Origin of the sequence: Limnobaculum xujianqingii (assembly GCF_013394855.1) — a bacterium.
Taxonomy (GTDB): domain Bacteria; phylum Pseudomonadota; class Gammaproteobacteria; order Enterobacterales; family Enterobacteriaceae; genus Limnobaculum; species Limnobaculum xujianqingii.
The window spans coordinates 2,666,921-2,691,243 of the sequence record NZ_JABMLK010000001.1 but is presented as its reverse complement, the minus strand read 5'-3'; the positions used below and the strand labels follow the sequence as shown (position 1 = coordinate 2,691,243).

Genomic DNA, 24,323 nt, shown 5'->3' with positions numbered 1-24,323 from the left:
GATTGATATGAATCTTGCCTTGGTCGAAATATTCAGTTAACCATCAAAAACTCACATTCGCCTCAATAGCTATTCACAAAATTGACACCAAAGCCAATTAATCCAAAGGAAATGCCATGAAACCCATATCACTCATAGAACCATTTCATGATTTAAGAAATTATGAAACGTGGCAGTCCCAATGGAGAAATCCAGAGTTGATAAGTTATAGTGATTATTTAAGTGAGACACTTCACCCTGAGACACTATTAATATCTAGTAAGTTATTCATTCCTGAATTCATTTCAGTTGATAATTGTATTCTTCTTTTTGAGAGATACGAAGAGTCTAACTTTAAGCTATGGCGTGAAAAATTTGGTGATGAAAATTCATTGATAGAAAAAATGTTAAATCACATTCATATATATGATCTCTTTGGTAGTAATGCGGATGATGTAACTGACTCTATTTTTGAACAAATATGCGATGTCTTAAAGTGTTCATGGGGTATGACCTTGAAGCAATTATTTCCAACAAAAACCTTTAATCTTGAATCGAGTGGTTCTGATGTTGGGTATGGGCCAACGTTAACGTTTTATCAAAAAAATTAATAAATAGAATAAATTGAATAACAGTAAAAGACCCTAACTAATATCGTTTTAGCCCTTCGTTTTAACTGTCAGTGTTGAGTGTTCCTCTCAATACTACCAATCAACATTAATATGGCAGACCTTACAGACAAGCGTGAAAATCTAATTACTATTACAATGGGAAAAATAGAATGAAACTAAGAGGATCTCGTACAGAGACGATTTTGCGCAGGCAATTATTAGACTCGGAATTATTTATTAACTGTAATATAACAATAGTTAAATTCTTAAATAAGCATTATGGAGAGATCCAATCAGTTTACGTTTTAACACAAACACCAGAGCAAAGTGAGGACATATACAGATTGATAATTAATGGTGACTTGGTTGTTGGTTTTGAGTTGTCACGAGTGAATGATCAAATCAGTGAGATTTCTGATATGGGAGTGAATGACTATTCCAAACAGTTAAGTAGTAAATCTGAAAAATTATATTTGGCTATTGCACTAGATTTAGCCAGTTTAACTCATTAAAAATATTAAGAAAAAAATTAATGATTAGTTTTTATGATGCCATAGCAAAAGCCAATCACTATCTGGATGATGGTGATTTTCCTGTTGTGATAACTCTTATTAATCGTTTTGCAGAAGGCTGGGTCTTTTGTTTCCAATCTAAGGAATATCTTGAAACAGGAGATTTTTCTGCATTACTTGCGGGAAATTCGCCATTTTTAATAGATAAGGATAGTGGTGAAATACATTTATTAGGTACGTCCTATCCTATGGAAAAGTATTTACAGGAATATGAAGAAAAGAAAAAATATGACACTTCGTATTGAGTCTAAAGACATTATTAATTTCATAACACTCCAAAAAGATTTAGTAAATGCTTTCTTTAAAACCTATCCAACGGTAAAAGATGTTACGTGGTTGCTGGATTTTCCCAAAAGAGGAAATATAAAGCTGGGTCATGATTCATGGAAATTTATTAAGCATGGCAAAGGCGTTATGTTTTTAAGGGAAACTCCCAAACCTGAAATAGTTATCGATGTTCATACCAATATTGATAACCCTAAATTGGTTGATGTGTGGCGTTTATCAACGTATTTTTCATCTGAGTTTTTCGAAGCTGATGACAACGAGATAAAACAAGTATTAAGCGAAATGGTCTCTGCTGGTTTTTTAAGAGAAATATCCGAAAGTCAATATGAACAGGTGATTGAAAAAATGAATAATTTTCAGTTGATGGTGTCAGTACAACGTTCAATGTTATTCAATATATCACCTAAGTTCAGAATGATTTCTTTTGAGATAAACCAAGATAATGTATTAGAGGTATTGGTTATTATTTCAGAGGGATTGGTCGAGGAAGAAAAAGATTTAGCTTACTCTTTCTCCGGTGAAGTTGAGGGTGATTATCCCGAAATAGAATCAAGTCATGTGAGTTTTTTACTGGACACCCGAGAGATTGATTTATTACCCAGATTGAAGTTTTTGGCATTTTCTCTTTATAAGTAAGTAAAAATAATAGTCACGGATATAAAAATGAATGAAAAGAAATTAGAGTTATTTTATTCCAGTCCTGCTGAATATGAAAAGGTTACACTGGAAGTACAATATGGCTGGGAAAGGGTAGCTGAAATCAACCAAGAAAAGGGTATCAATAATCTGGAGGTTGAGTTGTTCGGCTCCGGCCATCAACATAATTTTGCCGCAAAAATACCATTAGATGATTTGATTGCCATTTTAATTGAAGCCAGAGAGACCTTAACTGCTGAAGAGTAATCAACAATAAATAATGAGTAGAATCCTGTTTTTGCGATACTCCCCCAAAATCCCAAATTTCCCCGTCAAAACCCCGGCCATTCAATTGACCCCTTTGCTGTATAAATATACTGTTGCGGTGCAGGTCAATGTACCTGTTAAAAGGCAAAACCCCGTAGTGCGGGAACACTAGCGGGGTTTCTAACCACAACGTTAGAGGAACTAACATCATGGCTGTCGTGAAGCATACCCAAACTCACCCTGAATTTATAGTTCGACCCTCATCCAATTTCAGATCGGGATCGGAAAAACTATCCTCCATTTCAGTTTGTTACCTGAAAACCGGAGGGCACACCAATGATTGATCCTGCTGATGCTACCTCAAACGACCCGTTGGAGCTGGCGGAACAGTGCCTTGCGCTGATTAGCGTGGTAGTAAAACTCGACGACACGCCAACAAAAGAGTCGTTACAGTTTATTCTGCAAGAGAAGATGGCGGCGTTGTTTGCCGTGCTGTATGCCAGTAATGGTTAAGTTCAGGTTTGAGGTTATTCTTTGAGGCTTGCAGGTGCCAATGTGCACCTGTAATGCACACTGGCTCATTCGTGGATTTATGTTACGGCTGGCACTCAATCACTTCCGGCTTATCATGGCTGATTACCTTCACCAATCTTGCCACATCAAACTCATCATTCTGCTGTTCATTAATACGGTAATCAGCCACCTCTACCGTTAGTTTACCGCTATAACCACAGCCCTGTTTGGGCGGAGTGGCGGGAATATCTAATGCTTTTCTGGCCTGCTGATAATCACTAAAGCAGAACCAAAGGTCCCGCTCATCACCCTTATTGCGTGGGATCTGTTTACCGCTTTGGGCATCAGGGAACATGCAGATATTCTGCCCAATCATCTCCAGACTCATCTCGTCGGTATAGAAGGTGTATTCTCCCGACAGCACCATATTGCTTGCTGCCACCGAAGTACCCGTCATTATACCCAGCAAAATACAGGCAATTAACCCGGTCTTAATATGCGGCATGTTCCACCCTGTTACGGTTGTTTGTCATAGTTTAATCATAACTTAATTACTCTGTTTTTCTGCACAACGGCAAAACGCATCTTCACTGTCCCGATCGCCCATCTCCGCTGGATGCTTAACAATGTCTAAAGCTGTGGCTGGAATGGTGGTATTAAAGGTCTTCTGCACCCACTGCTGAAATTCCACGTTAGGGTGAATATGCATACCGCTGTCGGATTGCTCATCATTGGGTGGATAAGGGAATTCTTCATTCCAGCATATTTCATCGTACCCAATAGCCAGCAACCGCAGAAAATCAACCATATTATCGGCCAGTACACAGCTGAGTATTGAGCCAGAGCCTGAACCCATATGCACTATTTTAAGCTTTCCGTCATCGTCCAGCCATAGTGCAGCTTCAGAACCTTCCGCACCGGTACGGGCAAAAACACACAGGCGCTGACAAATTTCCGGACTATCTTCCTCCAGTCCAAACCAGTAACGCAATCCATCATTTCTGTTAGCGTTAAACAAAATGATGGTGCCTCCTTGCCGTTCATCGTCTGTCCAGCTCTCTTCCAGTTTATCGGTCGGGTATAAAAATCCGGTGCGATGACCATCGTCGTAGTCTTCATAATAGCCCTGCTGCTCAATCCATTGATAAAGCTGTGCCAGTTCATCCGGAACCCAGAGTTTTTCAGGTAATACGGCCTTTAATTGTTCCAGTAATTTTCCCATGATGATTTCTCCTGACAGAGGTAAAGTTGGGATACAGACATGGCATTTTAACGGAAACGCTGGCGGTATTCGCTGGGAGATATGCCCAGAGCCCGACTGAAGACGGCAGAGAAGTAGTTGCTGTCTTCAAAGCCACATTCTGATGATATTTCACTAATTTGCATCTGTTTCTGTCGCAGTAGTGCCATGGCTTTGCACAGCCTGAGCTGGCGCAGGTAATGGCTGATACTGACCCCGGTATGCTGCTTAAACAGCGCCTGTATACTTCTTGGCGAGAGCTGGTGATGGTGACAGAAATCCTCCAGCCGGAAGGCGTTACCGATACCGGCATGCAGATCCAGCATCAGACGATCCAGTAATTGTGCATCCGCCAGTTGATGACTGTCCGGCGGGTGACGATAGCGTTGTAGTAATAAAATCAATTGTAGAAACAGAGACTCGCTTAGCTGAACAGAGAGCGCATCAAATTTAATACACTCTTTTGCCAGCGCATCAATTACCGTCTGAATGGCGGATATCCCCTGAATACCCAGCCGCCAGTAACGCTTTTCCTGACTGTCATTATCGCCGGGGATCAGCGTTTCCCAGTCTGCCGCCAGATTTAGTCGCGAACGGCAATAGAGAATATTATTCAGTTCCAGATCGTTAACCGACTCATAACCATGATGATCGCTGGCATTGATATAAAACAGATCGCCACAGGTAATGTAGTAGGGCACGTCATTGACAATATGCAGGCCATTACCGCGTCGGACGATCACCAGTTCATAAAAATCATGGGTATGAATAGGAAAAACAGGTTGGGGTAACCGCTCTGCAACGGTTACCGTATTTTTTTCGCTGAAGAAAAAATCATGAGTGTGAAGTTTCAGTAATGACATGCGATCTGTTTCCCTGCCGGCACTTCTGGTATCCAGTGTGACATATCACCGTTAGCTTTACGGTGATGGAGGTCTTAATCTGGTTGTCATTAGTCACCCTGATTAAAGTAATGCTTTGTTATTACTGGCTTATGGTATTTCTCATTTGCAGTGGTGACAGCGAGAATTCTCGCCGAAACTGAACCGAAAAGTTATTACTGTCACTAAAGCCACAGGCATAGGCAATATCGGTAATACTGTCATCGCTTTGGAACAGACGCCGCCGGGCCTCCAACAGCCGAAGTCGGTTAAGGTAGCGCTGTGGCGTCATACCTGTAGCCTGTTTCACCTGACGGTGCATAGTGCGCAATGCCAGCGAGAAACTTTCCGCCAGTTCTTCCCAGTTCACCTCTTCGCTGTAGTTATTGCGTAACCAGTTAAGCAGTGCGCCAACACAGGCTTCACGGCTATCTTGCCTGACGGTTTCAAAACAGCTTTGGCGCAGCAACATCAGCAGTTGTAAGAACAAACCTTCACTGGAGGCAATATCTTCCAGTTCGCTGCTGTTAGCGCTTGTTTGCAGGCAATCAATGCAGTTTTTTGCTTTTTTTAATGCAGATGAATTGATTTGCCAGTGTGACTGCTGCTGGGTAGGAGAACCGGGTAACCAGGCCTCAATATCCGTCAAAAAACGAAAGTTCTTGGGTGAACGATACAGCACATTGGTTAAATGAAGGTTATCCACGTTTTCAAACTGATGATGATCTTTATCGCGAACAAAGCAAACGGTGCCGCTGCACAGGGCGTAGGGAGTGTCGTTAAAGATATGCACGCCAGAACCGTGCTCCACAAGAACGATTTCATAGAAATCATGGCTATGTTCAGGAAAAACACACTGTGGCGCCCGGTTTTCAATCGCTATTGTTGAGGCATCGGATGCAAAAAAGCCATCACTTTTTAGTAAGGTCATTTTGTGACTCCTTTCAACATCGTGTAACTAAAAGCTTAGAGGAAAATCGGGGCGCTTCGCCTTAGAAATCAGACGCGACATCGGCCAAAAGTGACCATTTATTTAAGATCGGCGAGTTTATTGATTAGTTTGTGCAGAAGGTCACATTACATTTCAGGCCTGAGAATTAAGCGCGGTTTTGCCATTTTGTGATCGGTTTCACATCAGTCTTTGTTATTTTGCCAGTCCTGCTGGTGGCATGGCAGTGGCCCGAAGGTAGAGCTCGCTTACTCTCCGTAGACTTCCCGCTATAGATGAATAAGGGGAAGGTTACTATGAGCGTACGCAATATTGTCGCCATTGATTTAGGTGCATCCAGCGGTCGGGTGATGCTGGCCACCTGGTGTACTTCAACTCAACGCTTAACGCTTAAAGAGATCCATCGGTTTGCTAACTGCCTGACGCCGGTTGATGGCCACGATACCTGGGATCTGGCAGCGCTCGAGAGCGAAATTCTTACCGGACTAACCACCATTGATAATAATGGCGTGCGGATCTCCAGTATCGGTATTGATACCTGGGGCGTTGATTACGTTCTGCTGGATAAGCGTGGAGAGCGCGTTGGGCTTCCATATGCCTATCGGGATCACCGTACCGATGGTGTGATGAATAGGGTGATGAACGAGCTGGGCCAGAAAAGTCTGTACTGGAAAACCGGTATTCAATTTTTGCCTTTTAATACGCTATACCAACTGAAAGCGTTTAGTGAGCAGCAGCCAGAATTGATCGAGCAGGTTAAGCATTTGCTGCTGATACCTGACTATTTGCACTATCGCCTCACCGGTAAAATTAACCATGAATATACCAATGCCAGCACGACGCAAATGCTCAATTTGAGCAGCGGTGACTGGGATAATGAACTGCTGGATTATCTGGGTATTCCACCTCAATGGTTAACGAAGCCATCCCAACCGGGAACGCCGATTGGTGAATGGCAGGCACCGTCGGGTCGCTCGGTTCCGGTAGTTTCTGTTGCCACCCATGATACCGCCAGCGCGGTGATTGCTGCGCCGTTAACCGGACATCATTGCGCCTACTTAAGCTCAGGAACCTGGTCGTTAATGGGAATTGAAAGCCTCAATCCGTTTAATGACCTGAAGGCGATGGCCGCTAACATCACCAATGAAGGTGGTATCAACGGCACTTATCGCGTCCTGAAAAATATTATGGGTCTGTGGCTGTTGCAGCGTATCTGTTGTGAGCTGGCGATCGCCGATCTGCCACAGCTGATTGCTAAAGCTGAGAAACTGCCTGCTTTTACCAGCCTGATTAATCCTAATGATGAGCGGTTTATCAATCCCTCTTCCATAGTGGAAGAGATCCGTCAGGCTTGCGCAGAGCATCAGCAGCCGGTACCTCAAGCGCCGGAAGAATTGGCCCGCTGTATTTTTGACAGTCTGGCCATGCTCTATCGTCAGGTGATGCTGGAGCTTTCCGCCCTGCAAGGGCAACCGATTAAGCAATTGCATATCGTTGGTGGAGGTTGTCAGAACGCCTTCCTGAACCAACTTTGTGCTGATGTCTGCCAACTGACGGTATTAGCCGGACCGGTTGAGGCTTCCACGCTGGGAAATATTGGTTGCCAACTGATGGCGCTGGGAGAAATCGACAGCGTTGCCAGTTACCGCAAGCTGCTAACGGAAAGCTTCCCGCTGCGCTGCTATACCCCAAATCCTGTTTTTGATTTTGCACAACACTGGTGCCGCTTTCAGGCACTCAGCCACTCTTATGAGGAATTTGTACTATGACAACATCAATTGACCAGGCCTGGAATCTGGCCAAAGCTCGCTATGCTGAATTTAACGTGGATGTGGAATCCGCACTGAAGCTGCTGGATACCTTACCCGTTTCTATGCACTGCTGGCAGGGGGATGACGTTGCTGGTTTTGAGAATACCGGAGGCGCTCTGACGGGTGGCATTCAGGCGACGGGTAACTATCCGGGAAAAGCCCGTAACGCGACAGAACTGCGTTCGGATCTGGAACAGGCGCTGGCGTTAATTCCGGGCCCAAAACGCCTGAATCTGCATGCCATCTATCTGGAGTCTGACACTGCCGTTGAGCGTAATGAAATTGAACCAAAACACTTTGCCAACTGGGTTGAGTGGGCGCGTCAGAAAGGTATGGGGCTGGACTTTAACCCAAGCTGTTTCTCCCATCCGCTTAGTGCCGATGGCTTTACGCTATCTCACGCCAATCCGGAGATCCGCAAATTCTGGATTGAACACTGTCAGGCCAGCCGTCGTATCTCTGCTTACTTTGGTCGTGAACTGGGCACTGCTTCAGTGATGAACATTTGGGTTCCGGATGGTATGAAAGATCTGACCGTTGACCGCTTTGCCTTCCGTGAGCGTCTGATGACCGCGCTGGATGAAGTGATTAGCGAGAAGATTGATGAGAAATATCACCTCGATGCGGTAGAAAGTAAGCTGTTCGGTATTGGTGCAGAAAGCTTTACCGTCGGTTCTAACGAATTCTATCTGGGTTACGCCACTACTCGTAAAACCGCACTTTGCCTGGACGCAGGGCATTTCCACCCTACCGAAGTCATCTCCGACAAAATTTCCACCGCGATGTTGTATGTGCAGCATCTGCTGCTACACGTCAGCCGTCCGGTGCGCTGGGACAGTGACCACGTAGTGCTGCTGGACGACGAAACTCAGGCCATTGCCCATGAAATTATCCGTAACCGTTTGTTTGATCGTGTACACATCGGTCTGGATTTCTTTGATGCCTCCATTAACCGGATTGCTGCCTGGGTAATCGGTACCCGCAATATGAAGAAAGCACTGCTGCGGGCACTGCTGGAACCTACCGATATGTTACGCAAGCTGGAAACTGATGGTGACTACACCGCACGTCTGGCGATGCTCGAAGAGCAAAAAAGTTTACCGTGGCAGGCCGTATGGGAAACCTACTGCCAGCGTCATAACGTACCGGCGGGCAGTGAGTGGTTACAAACCGTGCGCCAATATGAACAATCCGTACTCAGCAAACGTTAAGGGCTCTCTATTATGCAACACATTATTTCTTCATGGTTTGTTCAGGGTATGGTCAAAGCGACCAGCGATATGTGGCTTAAAGGTTGGGATGAGCGTAACGGCGGTAATATCAGCCTGCGTTTGCTACCTGAAGATATCGCTCCTTATCAAAAAGATTTCTATCCTGAGCCTCGTGATGAGGCGCTTAGCCAGTCCATGCCACAGCTGGCAAACCATTATTTTATTGTTACCGGTTCCGGCAAGTTCTTCCGTAATGTGCAGTTAAATCCGGCGGAGAATCTGGTAGTTTTACAGGTGAATGGTGAGGGTACCGGATATCGTATCCTATGGGGACTGGATAAAGGCGGTTTACCAACCTCTGAACTGGCGGCTCACTTCCAGTCACACATTGTGCGTATGGGAGTTAGTGCAGGTAAAGATCGGGTCATCATGCATTGCCATGCCACTAATCTGATTGCACTGAGTTATGTGCTGGAACTGAAAAACGAAGTGTTTACTCGCGAATTATGGGAAGGCAGTACTGAATGTCTGGTGGTTTTCCCTGATGGGGTTGGTATTGTTCCATGGATGGTGCCGGGCACCGATGGTATTGGTGTTAGCACCGCAGAACAAATGCAGCACCACTCGCTGGTATTATGGGCATTCCACGGCATTTTCGGTACCGGACCAACGCTGGACGACGCATTTGGTTTAATCGATACGGCGGAAAAATCAGCGGAGATCATGGTGAAAGTACGCTCCATGGGCGGTAAAAAGCAGACAATCTCTTCTGACGAGCTGGTAGCTTTAGGCAAACGGTTTGGGGTTACGCCGATGGCCTCAGCGGTTAAGCTGTAGCGTATCAGACTGCTGACAAACCAAATAAATTGGCCTCAATGAATATTCCGGTCGTAACATCGAAAGTGATTATATTGACGTTGTGCTCGACCGGAAGACCGCTTGTATCTGGCTTCAGAGCGTGTCGGGCCTGGTCTCCCTACGGGCACTTCGTTGGCTGACGCCAAGTCGACCCCCACGGGAGCCCCTCCCGACAATTGGCCATTTCAAAACACAAACTGAACAAATCGGATTTTGTCATCAATCTGAGACTGCCAGAATATCGGTAGTCTTTTGTCAGATAGTGAATGGAGTTAATCATTATGATTCGTAAAGCCTTTTTAATGCATGTAAACCCTGACTCACATAAAGAGTATCAACAGCGGCATAGCCCAATATGGGAAGAGCTGGAGCAGGTGTTGAAAGTCCATGGGGCGCACCACTACAGTATTTTTCTTGATGAGCGTGGTCATCAGCTGTTTGGTTATGTTGAGATAGAATCCGAAGAGCGCTGGGATGCGGTAGCAAAAACTGAGGTTTGCCAGCGCTGGTGGAAGTACATGTCCGATGTTATGCCTTCTAATCCTGACAATAGCCCGGTGAGTGCTGAGCTGCGTCAGGTTTTCTATCTGGACTAAGCATTAGTTTGTCGTCTGTTTTTCGCCAGCGGGCTGGCAGCCGGAACCGGAGGGGGTTTCTCTTGTTCCGGCTTTTTTATTTCCCTCTTTTTATTCTTCCTCTTTTTGTCTGTTCTGTCCTTTTGCCAAAACCATCGGATTAGTGGTCATCAAGCGAGAAATCCTGTTTTAATTCACTATTTTGTGACTCCGCTCACCTTCATCTTTTGTTTTTTGCCAATACCCGTAAGACAGTGGCACTGGCATAAAGGCTGACGGACAGATTCATTTTTAGAATGAAGGCATTGTAGTGATGAGGTCTTCCTCATTCATTCATAATGCCGCGATACGGATTGCGGCCCCCTGCGGTTAATAATGTTTAATAATAAAGGGTTACCGGTATGAGTGGTTCTATTCTTCTGGGTATTTTCTGGCACTTCGTTGGCGCCGCCAGCGCGGCATGTTTTTATGCGCCATTTAAACAAGTTAAAAAATGGTCATGGGAAACCATGTGGTCTCTCGGTGGCTTTTTTTCATGGATAATTCTTCCCTGGACCGTAAGTTATATACTGTTGCCTGATTTTTGGGCTTACTTTGGGTCGTTCTCTATTGCAACGCTGCTGCCGATATTTCTGTTCGGCGCGATGTGGGGCATTGGTAATATTAACTATGGCTTAACCATGCGTTTCCTCGGCATGTCGCTGGGAATAGGCATTGCCATTGGGGTAACGCTGATTATCGGCACCCTGATGACACCAGTATTACAGGGCAAATTTGGCCTGCTACTCAACACCTCTGGTGGACAGATGACGTTGTTGGGGGTGTTTGTCGCGGTCATTGGGGTGGCGATTGTGAGCTACGCCGGTCTGTTAAAAGAGCGGGCACTTGGAATTCAGGCTGAAGAGTTCAACCTGAAAAAAGGTCTGATTCTGGCAATCATGTGCGGTATTTTCTCTGCCGGTATGTCATTTGCTATGGATGCAGCAAAACCAATGCATCAGGCAGCAGAGCAGATAGGCATCAGCCCGCTGTATGTGGCACTGCCGAGTTATGTGGTGATTATGGGCGGTGGCGCCATTGTTAACCTGGGCTTCTGTTTCATTCGTCTGGCAATCAAACCTGAGCTTTCTGTTAAAGCTGACCTTTCCGTTGCTAAAAAGCTGCTGATAACCAACGCGCTGTTTTCTATTTTGGGCGGTGTGATGTGGTATTTGCAGTTCTTCTTCTATGCCTGGGGACATGCAAACGTTCCGGAACACTATGGCTACATGAGCTGGATGCTACATATGAGCTTCTATGTGCTGTGTGGTGGCATCGTTGGCCTGTTGCTCAAAGAGTGGCTGGGGGTTGGTCGCAAACCGGTACGCATCCTGTGCATTGGCTGTCTGGTGATTATTCTGGCGGCGAACATTGTTGGTATGGGTATGGCCTCTTAGTTTTCCTTTTCTCAGATTCGCGGGGATATCACCAGATATTCCCGCGATGATATTTAGGGCCGGTGAATGATGCGACATTCAGCGTGCTAAATCCCAAAACGCTGAATACCACATCCACTCCGGCCATCTATGTGCCATAAGGAGTAATCGATGAAAAATACAATAAAATCTCTGGCTACGCTGTTTCTGGTAACGGCCATGACATGGGGGCCGATTTCAGCATTTGCAGCCTCGGTATCGAAGAGTGATGAAGCAAAGGTATTACGTTTCTATCTGGTCAGGCATGGTCAGACTTATTCCAATATTAAAGAGATGACCATTGGTGGTGGCGGTAATGCTCAGCTAACGCAAAAAGGGCGTTACGATGCCAGCAATCTTGGGCTGGGTTTAGCCGATGTGTCATTTATTGCTGGCTACAGCAGCACTCTGGGCCGTGCCTATGAAACCGCCAATCAGATTCTGCGCGGTAGAAATATGCCGGTAACGCAGATTGAGAATCTGAAAGATATCTCATGGGGCGATGCTGAAGGTGGACGCATTGATGATTTAACCGGTAAGTTTGGCCATTCCGGCAATGATTTTGAGTTCTACTTTGGCAAGTTTAACGATCCGAGCTTTAAGTCACCGGTAAACGCAGAAAACATGTATCAATTTTCTGAGCGGTTTGAAGGCGCGCTAAAACAGATCGCCAGTCAGCACCAGGGACAAAGCGGAAATATTTTAGTCACCGCTCACTCGTCCATGGCTTTCTATCTGCAAAAGTATCGGGGAGATAAACCACTTTCCGGACTGTCTAATACCAGCGTGTCGGTACTGGAGCTGAAAGACGGTAAATTCTCGCTGGTGGACTTTAATAATACCGAATATCTGAAGTCCGGCTATGCCAAAGAGAAGCAGCTACCTCCGTTAGACATCACGTTGGTTATCAACCCGATGACGATTCTGAGTAAAGCTGGAGTAATGGAAGGAACGTCAGATTCAGACTTTACTGCGCAGGGAATAAAAGCCAATCAACAATTGAACAGTGATTTAAAAAATACCCGCTTTATCGCCGCATACAGCAGTGAATTGGATCGTGGGTATAAGACCGCAGAGGCAGTACTTGCCGGGCATAAACAGACTTTAATCAAAGATGAAAATCTGAATGAAATGTTCCTTGGCCACTGGGAAGCGGAAAAGATTGCTACCATTAAAGCCAGTGATTCTCAGGCCGCTAAAGATTTGTTCTCTGCCGATCGCGTTATTCACTTCCTGTCGCCGGACGATGGTGAAAATGGTGATATCGCTGCTTTTCGCTTAGATTCATTGTTATCGAAAATTGGTTATCAGTATGAATTCAGCAAAGGCAATGTGGCAGTATTTACTCATCCGTTGATTGTAAAAGCATTTCTGAATAAGCGAGTTCCTGATTACCGCTTACCAGAAAGTGACGGCGTTCAGGTAATTAAGTTGCAGTATAAAAATGAAGCTTTTAACGTTAAGGATGTGAAAGTTATTAAGTAATTATCGGCCTGATTAACCTGACCCCGCACTCTGATAGCGGGGTTTTTTGTTGCTTTAATAACCGGATATTGCTTGTGCTTATTAGACATAGTTTTTATATTGCTTTCATGTTTGCCTGATAAGACGAGAGTCGCTTTTTACAGGTGAGAGTGTGGGAAACCAATAAGGAATGCTATGCGGTTAACAGTCTTGCTGGACAATAATACACTTATTGATCGTTACCTGGTGGGTGAGCCGGGGGTGTGTTACCACATTGAAATTGATGGTCGACAAATTTTGCTGGATACCGGTTACTCTGATGTCTTTATGCAAAATGCCGATATTTTAGGCATCGATCTGAAACAGGTGGATACTATTGTATTGTCCCACGGGCATAACGATCATACCTGGGGATTAGGTCACCTGATGCAGTACTTTGACCGTACCGATCGTACTACCGATCGGCGCATTCAACTGATTGCCCATCCTGATGCTTTTGCGCCCAAATTTCACGGCGATAAAATTATTGGCGCAAATTATCCGCAGGATTGCTACAGCAATTATCTGGATAAGGTCGAAACTAAGCAGCCTTATTACATTACCGACAAATTACTGTTTCTCGGTGAAATAGAACGTACCAATGATTTTGAGGCTCAGCGGCCAGTAGGCCAAACCAAAGACTGCTGTGGCAATCTGGTGGGTGATTATGTGCTGGATGATAGTGCATTGGTATATATCAGTCCTGAAGGTCTGGTGGTGATTTCTGGCTGCTCCCATTCCGGTATCTGTAATATTGTAGATTACGCTATCAGCGTAACTGGTGAACAACGGGTACTGGCAGTGATTGGTGGTTTCCATTTACAAAACGCCAGTGAAATGCTGATGTCTCGTACTGCTGAGCATTTAGGAAGAATACAGCCGGAGCGTTTGTATCCGTGCCACTGTACCGATCTCAATGCTAAAATTGCACTGGCCCGGACCACCAATGTGAATGAAGTGGGCGTTGGTAAAGTGTTTGAATTTGCCTGAGTCTGGTGCAAAGAATATCGTGAATAGTTAAAGGACAATAAAATAATGGAAGCTATGAAAATCAGAACGGCTCAACCGCAAGACACGGCTCGTTGCTACCAGATTGAAATTACCGCCTATGAGGGCGATGAAGCCGCTACGGAAGCAAAAATTGCCAAACGTATAGCGACTTATCCGGAAGGGTTTCTGGTACTGGAAACGCCGGAAGGCATTGCTGGTTTTATTAACTGTGGTTGTGCCTATGATGTAGTGATGTCTGATGAAGAGTTTAAAGAGCTTATCGGCCACGATCCTGAAGCCCCGAACGTGGTGATTATGTCGGTGGTGGTTGATCCTGATTTTCAGGGCAAAGGCTATTCCACCGTTTTAATGAAGGCATTTATTAAACATATGCAGGAACTGGGTAAGAAAACTATCCATTTGATGTGCAAGCAGCGCCATATCGGACTGTATGAAAAATTTGGTTTTGTTTATGTTAAGCAGTCTGAATCCGATCATGGCGGGATGTCGTGGCATGAAATGGTGATGGATATTTAGCTTCCGGGTAAGGTATTTGTATCAGTGCCCGTGGGCATAGCCCCATAGCGTGACCAGAATCCAGGCCGCAATTCCCCAGGCTACACAGGCCATCAGTAATGATGGTACCAGCCGAAAATAACCTACCAGACAATAAAGCGCCACCAGATAGCTGATCATCGGCAGGGTGGCGAATCCGCTAAACAGTATGGTTTCCCGTAGATCTGCTGTTGAGCGGGTAGAGCCAACGCTGTAATGGGCTATCAGCGCAAAGGTTGGAAATAGCGGAGCCAGCCCGGCAATATAGTAATATTTTGATTTAGAAAGCAGAGAAATCAAAATGACGACAGCAGCGCCGATGAGTGATTTAAGTAACAATGCCATTGAAATGCTTTCTTCCTGTCCGGATAAGGAACTCAGTGTATTAATACTATATGCCTCCCCACCCGAAGTTAACAATCGAAATGTGTGGTAAATCAGCGCAATATCTTTGTTGTTTATCGATCGGAGCGATAAGAGGGCAGAATGCGGTACTGAACGGCTCAGGAGTACGCTATAATTTGTTTCTGACCGAATGGAGAATTGTATATGAGTGATGATATTTTTGATTTTGATATCGATGCTGAATTAGAGAAAGCAGAGAAAAAAGCCGAACAGAAAGTCAATGAACTTCCTGAAATTATTCAGGATCAAGATGATTGTGAAGGTTGTAAAATATAATCTTCAGTCATTTCTAAAAGCCACTATTGTGTGGCTTTTATATTTCTAATTGATAGTAACTCAGGGGATTAGTAGTCTGCTGGTTTTTTTCATTTAATACTTCAGATTTAACCCGTTTATTTTATGATTCTTCTTATATTAATTAAATGCCTGCCAAATAAATCCATATAATAATAAATTGTTATTTATTGGTTAATAAAATGAATATATATTGATGTATATATTCAGTGAACACTTTACAGGTCGTTAACCCTTGGTATCACTGAGCTATCCGATTTTCTCTCATGCTATTCTAATTTCCCTTTTATATATCGTCCGGACGCAAACTATTAGTTAAAAATTATATCTGCATCAAAAAATAGATGGATCAAACCATATATAGTCGAATAACCATATGGGAGTAGAGCAGGGAAAATTAATAATGATATTTCGGGATAATTATTAATTTTATAATTTCATATGTTTTGGCAAGGCAACTCATCGTTTCGGGTAAGCCTTAATAATGTGATGAAAATCACTGACAAATTGAAAATAACAAAACAATTAAATTTCAGATAACAGATTCACTTTTTTTGATTATTAATTGGTATGTTCGGGGGTATACATGGATTTTGCTATACAACTAATTATCATCTTGATCTGTCTGTTCTACGGGGCACGGAAAGGTGGTATTGCGCTCGGTTTGCTGGGCGGTGTGGGCTTAGTTATTCTGGTGTTCGTGTTCCATCTTCAGCCGGGTAAACCGCCTGTTGATGTAATGCTGGTAATCATTGCGGTGGTGGCCGCGTCGGCGACGTTGCAGGCCTCTGGTGGCTTAGACGTGATGCTGCAGATAGCGGAAAAGCTGCTGCGTAAAAATCCAAAGTATGTCTCTATTGTGGCACCTTTTGTTACCTGTACGCTGACAATTCTCTGCGGTACCGGTCACGTGGTGTACACCATTCTCCCCATTATTTACGACGTTGCGATTAAGAATAATATTCGACCTGAACGCCCAATGGCGGCCAGCTCCATTGGTGCCCAGATGGGTATCATTGCCAGCCCGGTATCCGTGGCGGTAGTTTCTCTGGTAGCGATGTTGGGTAACTTTACCTTTAACGGTAAACACCTGGAGTTTTTGGATCTGCTGGCAATCACTATTCCGTCAACCCTGATTGGTATTCTGGCGATTGGTATTTTCAGTTGGTTCCGCGGTAAAGATCTGGACAAAGATGAAGACTTCCAGAAATTTATCTCTGTTCCGGAAAACAAACACTATGTTTATGGTGATACTGCAACGCTGTTAGACAAAAAATTGCCAACCAGTAACTGGGTTGCCATGTGGATCTTCCTGGGTTCTATCGCGGTTGTTGCTCTGCTGGGTGCTTTCTCTAACCTGCGTCCTTCTTTTGATGGCAAAACGTTATCAATGGTGCTGGTTATCCAGATGTTCATGCTGCTGTCAGGGGCATTGATCATCATCATTACCAAAACCAACCCGGCACTGATTTCCAAGAATGAGGTGTTCCGTTCGGGGATGATTGCTATCGTGGCGGTATATGGTATCGCCTGGATGGCAGAAACCATGTTCGGCGCGCATATGTCTGAAATCAAATCTGTACTGGGCGACTTAGTAACCAAGTATCCGTGGGCATACGCGATTGTATTGCTGCTGGTGTCTAAGTTTGTTAACTCTCAGGCGGCTGCGTTGGCAGCAATTGTTCCGGTGGCACTGGCTATTGGTGTTGACCCTGCATACATCGTTGCTTCTGCACCGGCGTGTTACGGTTACTATATCCTGCCAACTTACCCAAGCGATCTGGCAGCTATCCAGTTTGACCGCTCTGGTACCACCCGTATCGGTCGCTTTGTTATTAACCACAGCTTCATTCTGCCGGGATTAATCGGTGTGGGTGTCTCTTGCGTATTCGGCTGGATATTTGCCGCAGCGTACGGATTCCTGTGATGTAATTAGCGTGCGCTATATCTGCAATAAAAAAGCAGTGGTAAAAGGGTATAGCGCACCGCTTTCAGGAATATCTACTGGATATTTTGTAGTCCTTTCAGTGCGATTCTGTTCATTAAAATCATAATAAAAATAAATAAAACTCTTATAAAATCAGCAGAATAAAAACGCTTTAAATTTATGAGCCAAATGGGTTCACAAACAGTTGTATAAAGAGTCTCCTTACTTTATGGTGTCGGCGTCGCTCAGGCATCAGTCACGATATATCGTGTTGATTTTTTCAAAAAACTTATAAAAGGCTGGAAGCACATGTCAACGATTGAATTTAAATATCAGGAGTCCTTTCCGTTAGGAAAAGACGATACAGAATATTATTTACTGACAAAAGATCACGTTTCGGTAGCAGAGTTTGAAGGAAACGAGGTCCTTAAAGTTGAACCTGAAGCTCTGACACTGCTGGCACAGCATGCATTGCATGATACTTCTTTCTTACTGCGTTCTGCACACCAGGCCCAGGTAGCTCAAATTCTTGACGATCCGGAAGCCAGTGAAAACGATAAATATGTTGCTCTGACATTCCTGCGCAATGCTGAAATTGCTGCCAAAGGTATTTTGCCTTTCTGTCAGGACACTGGCACAGCCATCATTATGGGGAAAAAGGGCCAGAACGTCTGGACCGGCTGTAATGATGAAGAGGCATTATCTCGCGGCGTGTTTAATACCTTCGTAGAAGATAACCTGCGCTACTCTCAAAATGCTCCACTGAATATGTACGATGAAGTGAACACTGGCTGTAACCTGCCTGCACAAATCGACATTTATAGTACTGAGGGTTCTGAGTATAAATTCCTGTGCATCGTTAAAGGCGGTGGTTCTGCGAACAAGACCATGCTGTATCAGGAAACAAAAGCGCTGCTGACGCCAGAAAAACTGGAAAAATACCTGATCGAAAAAATGAAGAGTCTGGGTACGGCGGCTTGCCCTCCTTACCATGTGACCTTCGTTATTGGCGGTACTTCTGCTGAAACTAACCTGAAAGTCGTGAAGTTGGCTTCTGCTAAATATTATGATGAACTGCCAACCACCGGTAACGAAGGCGGTCAGGCATTCCGTGATTTAGATATGGAAGCAAAACTGCTGAAAGCGGCGCAAAACCTGGGTATTGGTGCGCAGTTTGGTGGTAAATATTTTGCCCATGATATTCGCGTGATTCGCTTGCCTCGTCACGGTGCTTCTTGCCCAATTGGCATGGGTGTTTCCTGCTCTGCAGACCGTAATATTAAAGCGAAAATTAACAAAGAAGGTATCTGGATTGAGAAGCTGGAAGACAATCCGGGTAAATATATTCCACAGTCATACAGAGAAGCTGGCGAAGGTGAAGCGGTACATATTAACCTTAACCGTCCGATGCCTGAAATTCTTGCTGAACTGTCGAAGTATCCGGTTTCAACCCGGGTTTCTCTGACAGGCACTATCATCGTTGGTCGTGACATCGCTCACGCACGTTTGCAGGCGCTGTTGGATAAAGGCGAAGATCTGCCACAGTACATTAAAGACCATCCAATCTATTATGCAGGCCCGGCTAAGAAGCCAGAGGGTTATGCTTCCGGTTCACTGGGCCCAACAACAGCGGGTCGTATGGACTCCTATGTGGATGCCTTCCAGTCTCGCGGCGGTAGCCTGATTATGCTGTCGAAAGGTAACCGTAGCCAGCAGGTGACGGATGCCTGTAAGAAGCACGGCGGTTTCTATCTGGGCAGTATCGGTGGGCCAGCAGCTATTCTGGCACAAAACAGTATTAAGAGCCTGGAGTGCGTGGCTTATCCTGAACTGGATATGGAAGCTATCTGGAAAATTGAAGTAGAAAACTTCCCTGCATTCATTCTGGTGGATGATAAAGGTAATGACTTCTTCCAGAAATTTAAATAAGCACTAATTCCGCTATTTAATCAGTACCAAGGCCCTGAGTGTTGCTCAGGGCTTTTTTATTAATAATTATAAAATTCAATTAGATAAAATGATTTTAATCTCACGAGCAGTTTCACTTTCCTTTCCTGACATTCCCTTATAAATATTCTGGTTATTTTCTGTTATTAGGCACGATATGTTCGTTTGAGTTGTAAACGAAGAGTTATTCTATTTAAGCAATCATGTTAATAAAATATGATCAAAATCAAAAAAGCGATAAAAATAGGATAAGCGAGGAAGCCAATGTCTGATATCAAACATTCCAATTCCCGGCGCGATTTCTTGCGTAAAGGGTTTGGTGTTATTCCCGTAGTCGCCATTGCCAGCAGCGGATTAGTTTCTAATATCGCTCAGGCGGATTCTCCTTCACCATCCAGTGACTATAAGCCAACATTCTTTAATCAAGCAGAATGGGCCTTTGTTCTGGCGGCCTGTGATTTACTAATCCCTGAAGATCAATATGGTGCTGGTGCGATTAAAGCCTGCGTACCGGAGTTTATCGATCGCCAAATGGATACCCCCTATGGTCGTGGTGAACTCTGGTATATGAAAGGTCCTTTTCATCCGGATGCTGCCCCCGAATTTGGCTATCAGCTAAAGCTGGTACCCCGGGATCTTTATCATTTAGGCATTAGCGGTTGTGATAAATGGTGCCAGCAACAGTACAAGAAAGCCTTTGCTGAGTTGGATAAGGAGACTCAGATAGCGGTACTTAAACAGCTGGAAGCAGGAAAAATTGAACTGGGTGATGTGCCGGCAAAAACTTTCTTCTCCTATTTACTGACCAATACCAAAGAAGGCTATTTTGCCGATCCTCAATATGGCGGCAACCGTCATTTGGTGGGATGGAAAATGGTTGGCTTCCCTGGTGCCCGGGCCGATTTTATGGATTGGGTAGAGCATTCTGAGCGGCCTTATCCACTGGGGCCAGTATCAATATCAGGCGAGCGGGGATAATAAATATGTCTATCAAAAAAGAAGCCGTTGATGTTGTTCTGGTCGGTTTTGGCTGGACGGGTGCCATTATGGGGCAAGAGTTAACCGAGGCTGGCTTAAGCGTACTGGCACTGGAACGCGGAGAAATGCGCGATACGCCAACGGATGGTAAATACCCGAATGTGGCAGATGAACTGGCCTATTCTGTACGCGGTAAGTTGTTTCAGGATCTTGCCAAAGAGACCGTAACTATACGTCATAGCGTAAGTGAGCAGGCGGTACCCTATCGCCAGCACGGATCGTTTCTATTAGGTACCGGCGTAGGTGGGGCAGGGCTTCACTGGAATGGTTTACACTGGCGAGCCTTGCCGGAAGAGCTGAAAATTCGTAGCCATTATGAAGAGCGATACGGCAAAGATTTTATTCCGGAAGGGATGACGATTCAGGATTTTGGTGTCAGCTATGAAGAGCTTGAACCCTATTTTACTCAGTTTGAATATGTTTGTGGTGTTTCTGGTTTAGCTGGAAACGTAAATGGAGAAAAGCTGGAGGGCGGTAACCGGTTTGAAGCGTCGCGCAGTAAACCTTACCCGCTACCACCGTTAAAAGACGTATACAGCGCTCAGCTGTTTGCTAAAGCGGCCAGCGAGCTGGGTTATAAACCATTCCCGATCCCGGCATCTAACGCCTCTGAAGCCTATACCAACCCTTATGGTGTCAGGTTAGGGCCGTGCAACTTCTGCGGTTACTGCGAGCACTATACCTGTTATCTCTATTCTAAGGCGTCGCCACAAACCACCATTCTTCCTGTACTGCTAAGAAAACCTAACTTTGAGCTGCGTACTCAGTCGCAGGTTATTCGGGTTAATCTGGATTCCACCGGCAAAAAAGCTACTGGGGTAACCTATATCGATCCGCAAGGGCGGGAAGTAGAACAGCCTGCCAGCATCGTTATTCTGAGTGCTTTCCAGATGCATAATGTGCGTTTACTGCTGCTATCCAAAATAGGTCAACCTTATAATCCAATGACCAATGAAGGGGTAGTGGGTAAAAACTATGCTTATCAGATGTTAACTTCCGTCAGCATGATGATGCCTAAGGGGACAACGCTGAATCCATTTATCGGCACCGGCGCCGGTGGACAAGCCATTGATGATTTCAATGGGGATAACTTTGACCATGGTCCGTTAGGATTTGTTGGTGGTGCGAATATCAACCATCACCGTTCTGGTGGACGCCCTATCAAGCAAGCAACGGTTCCTGCTGGTACGCCAGCCTGGGGTTCTGAATGGAAAGGTGCAGTTCAGGATAGCTATCAACGTGCAATGAGCATCAGTTCATCCGGCTCGGTGATGTCGTATCGTGACAGCTATCTGGATCTTGATCCCAACTATACTGATAGCAATGGTCAGCCGTTGTTACGTATGACCTTTAACTGGCATGACAATGAGATCAAGATGGCACAGTTTACTACCGCCAAAGCCGGGGAAATTGCCAAAGCGATGAACCCTGAATCTTATAAAGTGAATGCCAAAAAATTGGGTGCTCAATATGACACCCGGCCTTACCAGACGACCCATAATACCGGGGGAGCTATTATGGGCAGCGATCCTAAAACCAGCGTGGTAAACCGCTATCTGCAAAGCTGGGATGTACCAAACGTCTTTGTTATGGGGGCTTGCGTATTTCCACAAAACTTCGGTTATAACCCAACCGGATTGGTGGGGGCATTAGCGTACTGGTCAGCACATGCCATATGTGAGCAATATCTGAAAAACCCTGGCCCACTGGTGCAGGCATAACAGGAGACGGACAAATGAAAAAACTGCTTCTTGCCGCCAGTTTAACCATGGGCTTAGTAACCTGTGCCTGGGCTGCGGAAAATATCGATTATACCGATGCCAAACTGATTAAACAGGGGGAGTATCTTGCTCGTGCCGGTGACTGTGTGGCATGCCACACGGCATCAGGTGGTCAACCGTTTGCCGGTGGGTTGCCGATTGAATCCCCTATCGGAACTATCTTTTCTACTAATATAACGCCGGATAAACAGACCGGTATTGGAGAGTACAGCTTTACCGATTTTGATAATGCCGTACGTCACGGTATTGGTAAGGACCACACACTGTATCCGGCCATGCCTTACCCCTCTTATGCTCGCGTAACAGATGAGGATATGCAGGCGCTGTATGCTTACTTTATGCATGCGGTACAGCCAGTTAATCAGGCCAATAAAGATACTGATATTACCTGGCCACTCTCTATGCGCTGGCCTCTGTCTGTCTGGCGTTGGACCTTCGCACCAGAAGTTGAAGCGTTTAAAGCGGCAGAACATCAGGACCCTGTAGTTGCCCGCGGCGCTTATCTGGTTGAAGGATTAGGGCACTGTGGCGCCTGTCATAGTCCTCGAGGTTTTGGCATGCAGGAAAAAGCCTTAACCAGTGAAGAGGGTGATCTCTATCTGTCCGGCGGCGAGCCGATGGATGGATGGGTTCCTAAAAACTTACGTGGCGATCAACGGGACGGTTTAGGCAGTTGGACTGAAGATCAACTAGTTCAATTCCTCAGTACCGGCCGTACTGCCCACACTGCTGTGTTTGGTGGAATGAGTGATGTAGTTGTTCAAAGCATGCAGTACATGAGCAATGAAGATTTAACCGCGATTGCTCGTTATCTGAAAACGTTGCCGCCAAAATCAGCCGAACAACAGCCGTTTAAGTATGACGAAACGGTATCTAAAGCGCTATTTAATGGTGATGACAGTATGGTTGGCGGCAGTGTTTATGTGGATAACTGCGCAGCTTGCCACCGAACTGATGGTAAAGGTTACGCAGAAGTATTCCCGGCGCTGGCTGGTAATCCGGTATTGGCGACTGGCGATGCAACGTCGCTGATTCATATTGTTCTGAAAGGTGGAGTGGTTCCTGCGACTATTAAAGCGCCAACATCTTATGATATGCCTGCTTTTGATGTTCGACTGACGGATAAACAAGTGGCTGATGTGGTGAATTTTATTCGCAACAGCTGGGGCAATAAAGCATCAATGGTTACTGAGAGTGATGTATCGAAGGTACGGGAAGAGGTGAAAGCTGAAAAGTATGGCGCAGTTGCTAAGTCTGAAAATAGTCAGAAATAGCCTGTGAGAGCAGCGTATTGACTATCTGTTTACATCTGACTAAAAGAAAAGCCCCGAAGATTATTGCTTCGGGGCTTTTCTATTCAGGTGTTTGGTCGTGCTATTTAGATTACTGTAATTGTAAAACCAGCATTGGCCAACGCAGTTCAAACTCTTCCGTTGGGCGATAACGGAATTCTGAGCGAACAAAGCGTGACATCATTCCTTCACAGAAGGCGAGTAACTGGCTGGCAATCAGCCCTTCATCATAACTAAACGACTGTCCTTCACGCAGTTTCCTCTCCCGTAGAACCTGACGTAGCTGGGTTTCTATGCGTTCAAATAGCTGGTTAATCCGTCCCTGAAGCCTGTCTTGCTCAAACATTAAGGCGTGACCGGTCATAATTCGGGTTAACCCCGGATTTTTTTCTGCAAAACCAAGCACTAATAATATGATTAAGCGGATGCGATTATAGGTATCTTTCTCATCCCGCAAGATTAGGTTTATACGACTATTGAGGCTATCTTCGATAAACTCAATCAGGCTATCAAACATGCGCATTTTGCTGGGAAAATGGCGATATAAAGCCGCCTCTGAAACACCAACAGTGGCTGCAAGTTTTGCCGTAGTAATTCGCTGACTACCGTCGCTTGACTCAAGCATTTGAGCCAACGCTTGCAGTATGTCTTCCTTGCGATTTTTCTTTGTTACTTTTTCGACCATGTCCAGTGACATCCTAATAAGAAGTGGGGTTTCACCCACTTCCAAACAACTAACGATAGTG

At 45.1% G+C, this 24,323-nt stretch carries 26 protein-coding genes; 20 read left to right on the top strand and 6 right to left on the bottom strand.

All coding sequences use genetic code 11. The annotated features are described in order from the left end of the window. Positions 1 to 116 precede the first annotated feature (116 nt). From GOL65_RS12240 to GOL65_RS12215, 6 genes are all read left to right on the top strand, one after another. On the top strand, positions 117 to 590 hold the full coding sequence (locus tag GOL65_RS12240; protein WP_140919016.1) for a hypothetical protein: 474 nt from the start codon (positions 117 to 119) through the stop codon (positions 588 to 590). Between the two features lie 170 nt (positions 591 to 760). Then, entirely contained in the window at positions 761 to 1,102 is a 342-nt protein-coding gene (locus GOL65_RS12235; protein WP_140919015.1) for a hypothetical protein, read from the top strand. 20 nt (positions 1,103 to 1,122) lie between these two features. After that, entirely contained in the window at positions 1,123 to 1,407 is a 285-nt protein-coding gene (locus GOL65_RS12230) for a YrhB domain-containing protein (RefSeq protein WP_140919014.1), read from the top strand. Then, positions 1,391 to 2,086: a DUF6896 domain-containing protein gene (locus GOL65_RS12225; protein WP_179038331.1), complete on the top strand. Its 696-nt coding sequence runs from the start codon at positions 1,391 to 1,393 to the stop codon at positions 2,084 to 2,086. Before GOL65_RS12230 ends, GOL65_RS12225 begins: the two co-directional genes overlap by 17 nt. 27 nt (positions 2,087 to 2,113) lie before the next feature. After that, entirely contained in the window at positions 2,114 to 2,353 is a 240-nt protein-coding gene (locus tag GOL65_RS12220; RefSeq protein WP_140919013.1) for a hypothetical protein, read from the top strand. Between the two features lie 336 nt (positions 2,354 to 2,689). Then, entirely contained in the window at positions 2,690 to 2,866 is a 177-nt protein-coding gene (locus tag GOL65_RS12215; RefSeq protein WP_179038330.1) for a hypothetical protein, read from the top strand. Positions 2,867 to 2,948: 82 nt separating this feature from the next. Here the strand turns inward: GOL65_RS12215 and GOL65_RS12210 are convergent, their stop codons facing one another. The 4 genes from GOL65_RS12210 to rhaS form a co-directional block, all read right to left on the bottom strand. Next, positions 2,949 to 3,371 (bottom strand): hypothetical protein, encoded by a 423-nt coding sequence (locus GOL65_RS12210; protein WP_140919012.1) that lies wholly within the window; start codon positions 3,369 to 3,371, stop codon positions 2,949 to 2,951. Between the two features lie 42 nt (positions 3,372 to 3,413). After that, complete coding sequence (locus GOL65_RS12205) at positions 3,414 to 4,088, bottom strand: hypothetical protein (RefSeq protein ID WP_218652030.1); 675 nt, start codon at positions 4,086 to 4,088, stop codon at positions 3,414 to 3,416. A 47-nt stretch (positions 4,089 to 4,135) separates the two neighbouring features. Next, positions 4,136 to 4,969: an HTH-type transcriptional activator RhaR gene (gene rhaR, locus GOL65_RS12200; RefSeq protein ID WP_140919010.1), complete on the bottom strand. Its 834-nt coding sequence runs from the start codon at positions 4,967 to 4,969 to the stop codon at positions 4,136 to 4,138. A 121-nt stretch (positions 4,970 to 5,090) separates the two neighbouring features. After that, positions 5,091 to 5,918 (bottom strand): HTH-type transcriptional activator RhaS, encoded by an 828-nt coding sequence (gene rhaS / locus GOL65_RS12195; protein WP_140919009.1) that lies wholly within the window; start codon positions 5,916 to 5,918, stop codon positions 5,091 to 5,093. 314 nt (positions 5,919 to 6,232) lie between these two features. On the opposite strand from rhaS, the gene rhaB reads away from it, so the two are divergent. The 8 genes from rhaB (at position 6,233) to GOL65_RS12155 (ending at position 14,875) form a co-directional block, all read left to right on the top strand. Further along, complete coding sequence (gene rhaB / locus GOL65_RS12190; protein WP_140919008.1) at positions 6,233 to 7,705, top strand: rhamnulokinase; 1,473 nt, start codon at positions 6,233 to 6,235, stop codon at positions 7,703 to 7,705. Next, positions 7,702 to 8,958 (top strand): L-rhamnose isomerase, encoded by a 1,257-nt coding sequence (locus GOL65_RS12185; protein ID WP_140919007.1) that lies wholly within the window; start codon positions 7,702 to 7,704, stop codon positions 8,956 to 8,958. The genes rhaB and GOL65_RS12185 overlap by 4 nt, the downstream gene beginning before the upstream one ends. A gap of 12 nt (positions 8,959 to 8,970) precedes the next feature. Further along, positions 8,971 to 9,795 (top strand): rhamnulose-1-phosphate aldolase, encoded by an 825-nt coding sequence (gene rhaD, locus GOL65_RS12180; RefSeq protein ID WP_140919006.1) that lies wholly within the window; start codon positions 8,971 to 8,973, stop codon positions 9,793 to 9,795. A 302-nt stretch (positions 9,796 to 10,097) separates the two neighbouring features. After that, positions 10,098 to 10,412 (top strand): L-rhamnose mutarotase, encoded by a 315-nt coding sequence (gene rhaM, locus GOL65_RS12175; RefSeq protein ID WP_140919005.1) that lies wholly within the window; start codon positions 10,098 to 10,100, stop codon positions 10,410 to 10,412. A 380-nt stretch (positions 10,413 to 10,792) separates the two neighbouring features. After that, positions 10,793 to 11,827 (top strand): L-rhamnose/proton symporter RhaT, encoded by a 1,035-nt coding sequence (gene rhaT, locus GOL65_RS12170; protein WP_140919004.1) that lies wholly within the window; start codon positions 10,793 to 10,795, stop codon positions 11,825 to 11,827. Positions 11,828 to 11,977: 150 nt separating this feature from the next. Then, positions 11,978 to 13,330, top strand: a complete 1,353-nt coding sequence (locus GOL65_RS12165; RefSeq protein ID WP_140919003.1) for a 2-carboxy-D-arabinitol-1-phosphatase — start codon at positions 11,978 to 11,980, stop codon at positions 13,328 to 13,330. A 174-nt stretch (positions 13,331 to 13,504) separates the two neighbouring features. Next, a complete protein-coding gene (locus GOL65_RS12160; protein WP_140919002.1) occupies positions 13,505 to 14,338 on the top strand; it encodes an MBL fold metallo-hydrolase in 834 nt (277 codons plus the stop codon). 45 nt (positions 14,339 to 14,383) lie between these two features. Next, on the top strand, positions 14,384 to 14,875 hold the full coding sequence (locus tag GOL65_RS12155; RefSeq protein WP_140919001.1) for a GNAT family N-acetyltransferase: 492 nt from the start codon (positions 14,384 to 14,386) through the stop codon (positions 14,873 to 14,875). Positions 14,876 to 14,896: 21 nt separating this feature from the next. Here the strand turns inward: GOL65_RS12155 and GOL65_RS12150 are convergent, their stop codons facing one another. Continuing rightward, a complete protein-coding gene (locus GOL65_RS12150; protein ID WP_140919000.1) occupies positions 14,897 to 15,238 on the bottom strand; it encodes a GlpM family protein in 342 nt (113 codons plus the stop codon). Between the two features lie 204 nt (positions 15,239 to 15,442). On the opposite strand from GOL65_RS12150, the gene GOL65_RS22400 reads away from it, so the two are divergent. The 6 genes from GOL65_RS22400 to GOL65_RS12125 all read left to right on the top strand — a co-directional run bounded on the left by GOL65_RS22400 (position 15,443) and on the right by GOL65_RS12125 (position 23,559). Then, entirely contained in the window at positions 15,443 to 15,574 is a 132-nt protein-coding gene (locus GOL65_RS22400; RefSeq protein WP_260676945.1) for a hypothetical protein, read from the top strand. Between the two features lie 604 nt (positions 15,575 to 16,178). After that, positions 16,179 to 17,519, top strand: a complete 1,341-nt coding sequence (locus GOL65_RS12145; protein ID WP_140918999.1) for an anaerobic C4-dicarboxylate transporter — start codon at positions 16,179 to 16,181, stop codon at positions 17,517 to 17,519. A gap of 309 nt (positions 17,520 to 17,828) precedes the next feature. Further along, positions 17,829 to 19,448 carry a fumarate hydratase gene (locus GOL65_RS12140; RefSeq protein WP_140918998.1) on the top strand — a complete coding sequence of 540 codons (1,620 nt, stop codon included), beginning with the start codon at positions 17,829 to 17,831 and terminating at the stop codon, positions 19,446 to 19,448. Positions 19,449 to 19,730: 282 nt separating this feature from the next. Then, on the top strand, positions 19,731 to 20,444 hold the full coding sequence (locus tag GOL65_RS12135; protein ID WP_140918997.1) for a gluconate 2-dehydrogenase subunit 3 family protein: 714 nt from the start codon (positions 19,731 to 19,733) through the stop codon (positions 20,442 to 20,444). Positions 20,445 to 20,449: 5 nt separating this feature from the next. Beyond that, positions 20,450 to 22,225, top strand: coding sequence for a GMC family oxidoreductase (locus tag GOL65_RS12130; RefSeq protein WP_140918996.1), 1,776 nt, complete (start codon positions 20,450 to 20,452; stop codon positions 22,223 to 22,225). 14 nt (positions 22,226 to 22,239) lie between these two features. Continuing rightward, a complete protein-coding gene (locus GOL65_RS12125; protein ID WP_218652029.1) occupies positions 22,240 to 23,559 on the top strand; it encodes a cytochrome c in 1,320 nt (439 codons plus the stop codon). A 109-nt stretch (positions 23,560 to 23,668) separates the two neighbouring features. Here GOL65_RS12125 and slmA read toward each other — a convergent pair whose 3' ends face one another. Beyond that, positions 23,669 to 24,262: a nucleoid occlusion factor SlmA gene (slmA, locus tag GOL65_RS12120; protein ID WP_140918995.1), complete on the bottom strand. Its 594-nt coding sequence runs from the start codon at positions 24,260 to 24,262 to the stop codon at positions 23,669 to 23,671. Positions 24,263 to 24,323: the final 61 nt, after the last annotated feature.

Coding starts and splice junctions, on each gene's coding strand:
- GOL65_RS12235 (WP_140919015.1), top strand. CDS start 761: ATGAAACTAAGAGGATCTCGTACAGAGACGATTTTGCGCAGGCAATTA.
- rhaR (WP_140919010.1), bottom strand. CDS start 4,969: ATGTCATTACTGAAACTTCACACTCATGATTTTTTCTTCAGCGAAAAA.
- GOL65_RS22400 (WP_260676945.1), top strand. CDS start 15,443: ATGAGTGATGATATTTTTGATTTTGATATCGATGCTGAATTAGAGAAA.
- rhaD (WP_140919006.1), top strand. CDS start 8,971: ATGCAACACATTATTTCTTCATGGTTTGTTCAGGGTATGGTCAAAGCG.
- GOL65_RS12210 (WP_140919012.1), bottom strand. CDS start 3,371: ATGCCGCATATTAAGACCGGGTTAATTGCCTGTATTTTGCTGGGTATA.
- GOL65_RS12165 (WP_140919003.1), top strand. CDS start 11,978: ATGAAAAATACAATAAAATCTCTGGCTACGCTGTTTCTGGTAACGGCC.
- GOL65_RS12155 (WP_140919001.1), top strand. CDS start 14,384: ATGGAAGCTATGAAAATCAGAACGGCTCAACCGCAAGACACGGCTCGT.
- GOL65_RS12215 (WP_179038330.1), top strand. CDS start 2,690: ATGATTGATCCTGCTGATGCTACCTCAAACGACCCGTTGGAGCTGGCG.
- GOL65_RS12135 (WP_140918997.1), top strand. CDS start 19,731: ATGTCTGATATCAAACATTCCAATTCCCGGCGCGATTTCTTGCGTAAA.
- GOL65_RS12205 (WP_218652030.1), bottom strand. CDS start 4,088: ATGGGAAAATTACTGGAACAATTAAAGGCCGTATTACCTGAAAAACTC.
- rhaM (WP_140919005.1), top strand. CDS start 10,098: ATGATTCGTAAAGCCTTTTTAATGCATGTAAACCCTGACTCACATAAA.
- GOL65_RS12160 (WP_140919002.1), top strand. CDS start 13,505: ATGCGGTTAACAGTCTTGCTGGACAATAATACACTTATTGATCGTTAC.
- rhaB (WP_140919008.1), top strand. CDS start 6,233: ATGAGCGTACGCAATATTGTCGCCATTGATTTAGGTGCATCCAGCGGT.
- GOL65_RS12225 (WP_179038331.1), top strand. CDS start 1,391: ATGACACTTCGTATTGAGTCTAAAGACATTATTAATTTCATAACACTC.
- GOL65_RS12140 (WP_140918998.1), top strand. CDS start 17,829: ATGTCAACGATTGAATTTAAATATCAGGAGTCCTTTCCGTTAGGAAAA.
- GOL65_RS12145 (WP_140918999.1), top strand. CDS start 16,179: ATGGATTTTGCTATACAACTAATTATCATCTTGATCTGTCTGTTCTAC.
- rhaT (WP_140919004.1), top strand. CDS start 10,793: ATGAGTGGTTCTATTCTTCTGGGTATTTTCTGGCACTTCGTTGGCGCC.
- GOL65_RS12230 (WP_140919014.1), top strand. CDS start 1,123: ATGATTAGTTTTTATGATGCCATAGCAAAAGCCAATCACTATCTGGAT.
- GOL65_RS12130 (WP_140918996.1), top strand. CDS start 20,450: ATGTCTATCAAAAAAGAAGCCGTTGATGTTGTTCTGGTCGGTTTTGGC.
- GOL65_RS12185 (WP_140919007.1), top strand. CDS start 7,702: ATGACAACATCAATTGACCAGGCCTGGAATCTGGCCAAAGCTCGCTAT.
- GOL65_RS12240 (WP_140919016.1), top strand. CDS start 117: ATGAAACCCATATCACTCATAGAACCATTTCATGATTTAAGAAATTAT.
- GOL65_RS12220 (WP_140919013.1), top strand. CDS start 2,114: ATGAATGAAAAGAAATTAGAGTTATTTTATTCCAGTCCTGCTGAATAT.
- GOL65_RS12150 (WP_140919000.1), bottom strand. CDS start 15,238: ATGGCATTGTTACTTAAATCACTCATCGGCGCTGCTGTCGTCATTTTG.
- slmA (WP_140918995.1), bottom strand. CDS start 24,262: ATGGTCGAAAAAGTAACAAAGAAAAATCGCAAGGAAGACATACTGCAA.
- rhaS (WP_140919009.1), bottom strand. CDS start 5,918: ATGACCTTACTAAAAAGTGATGGCTTTTTTGCATCCGATGCCTCAACA.
- GOL65_RS12125 (WP_218652029.1), top strand. CDS start 22,240: ATGAAAAAACTGCTTCTTGCCGCCAGTTTAACCATGGGCTTAGTAACC.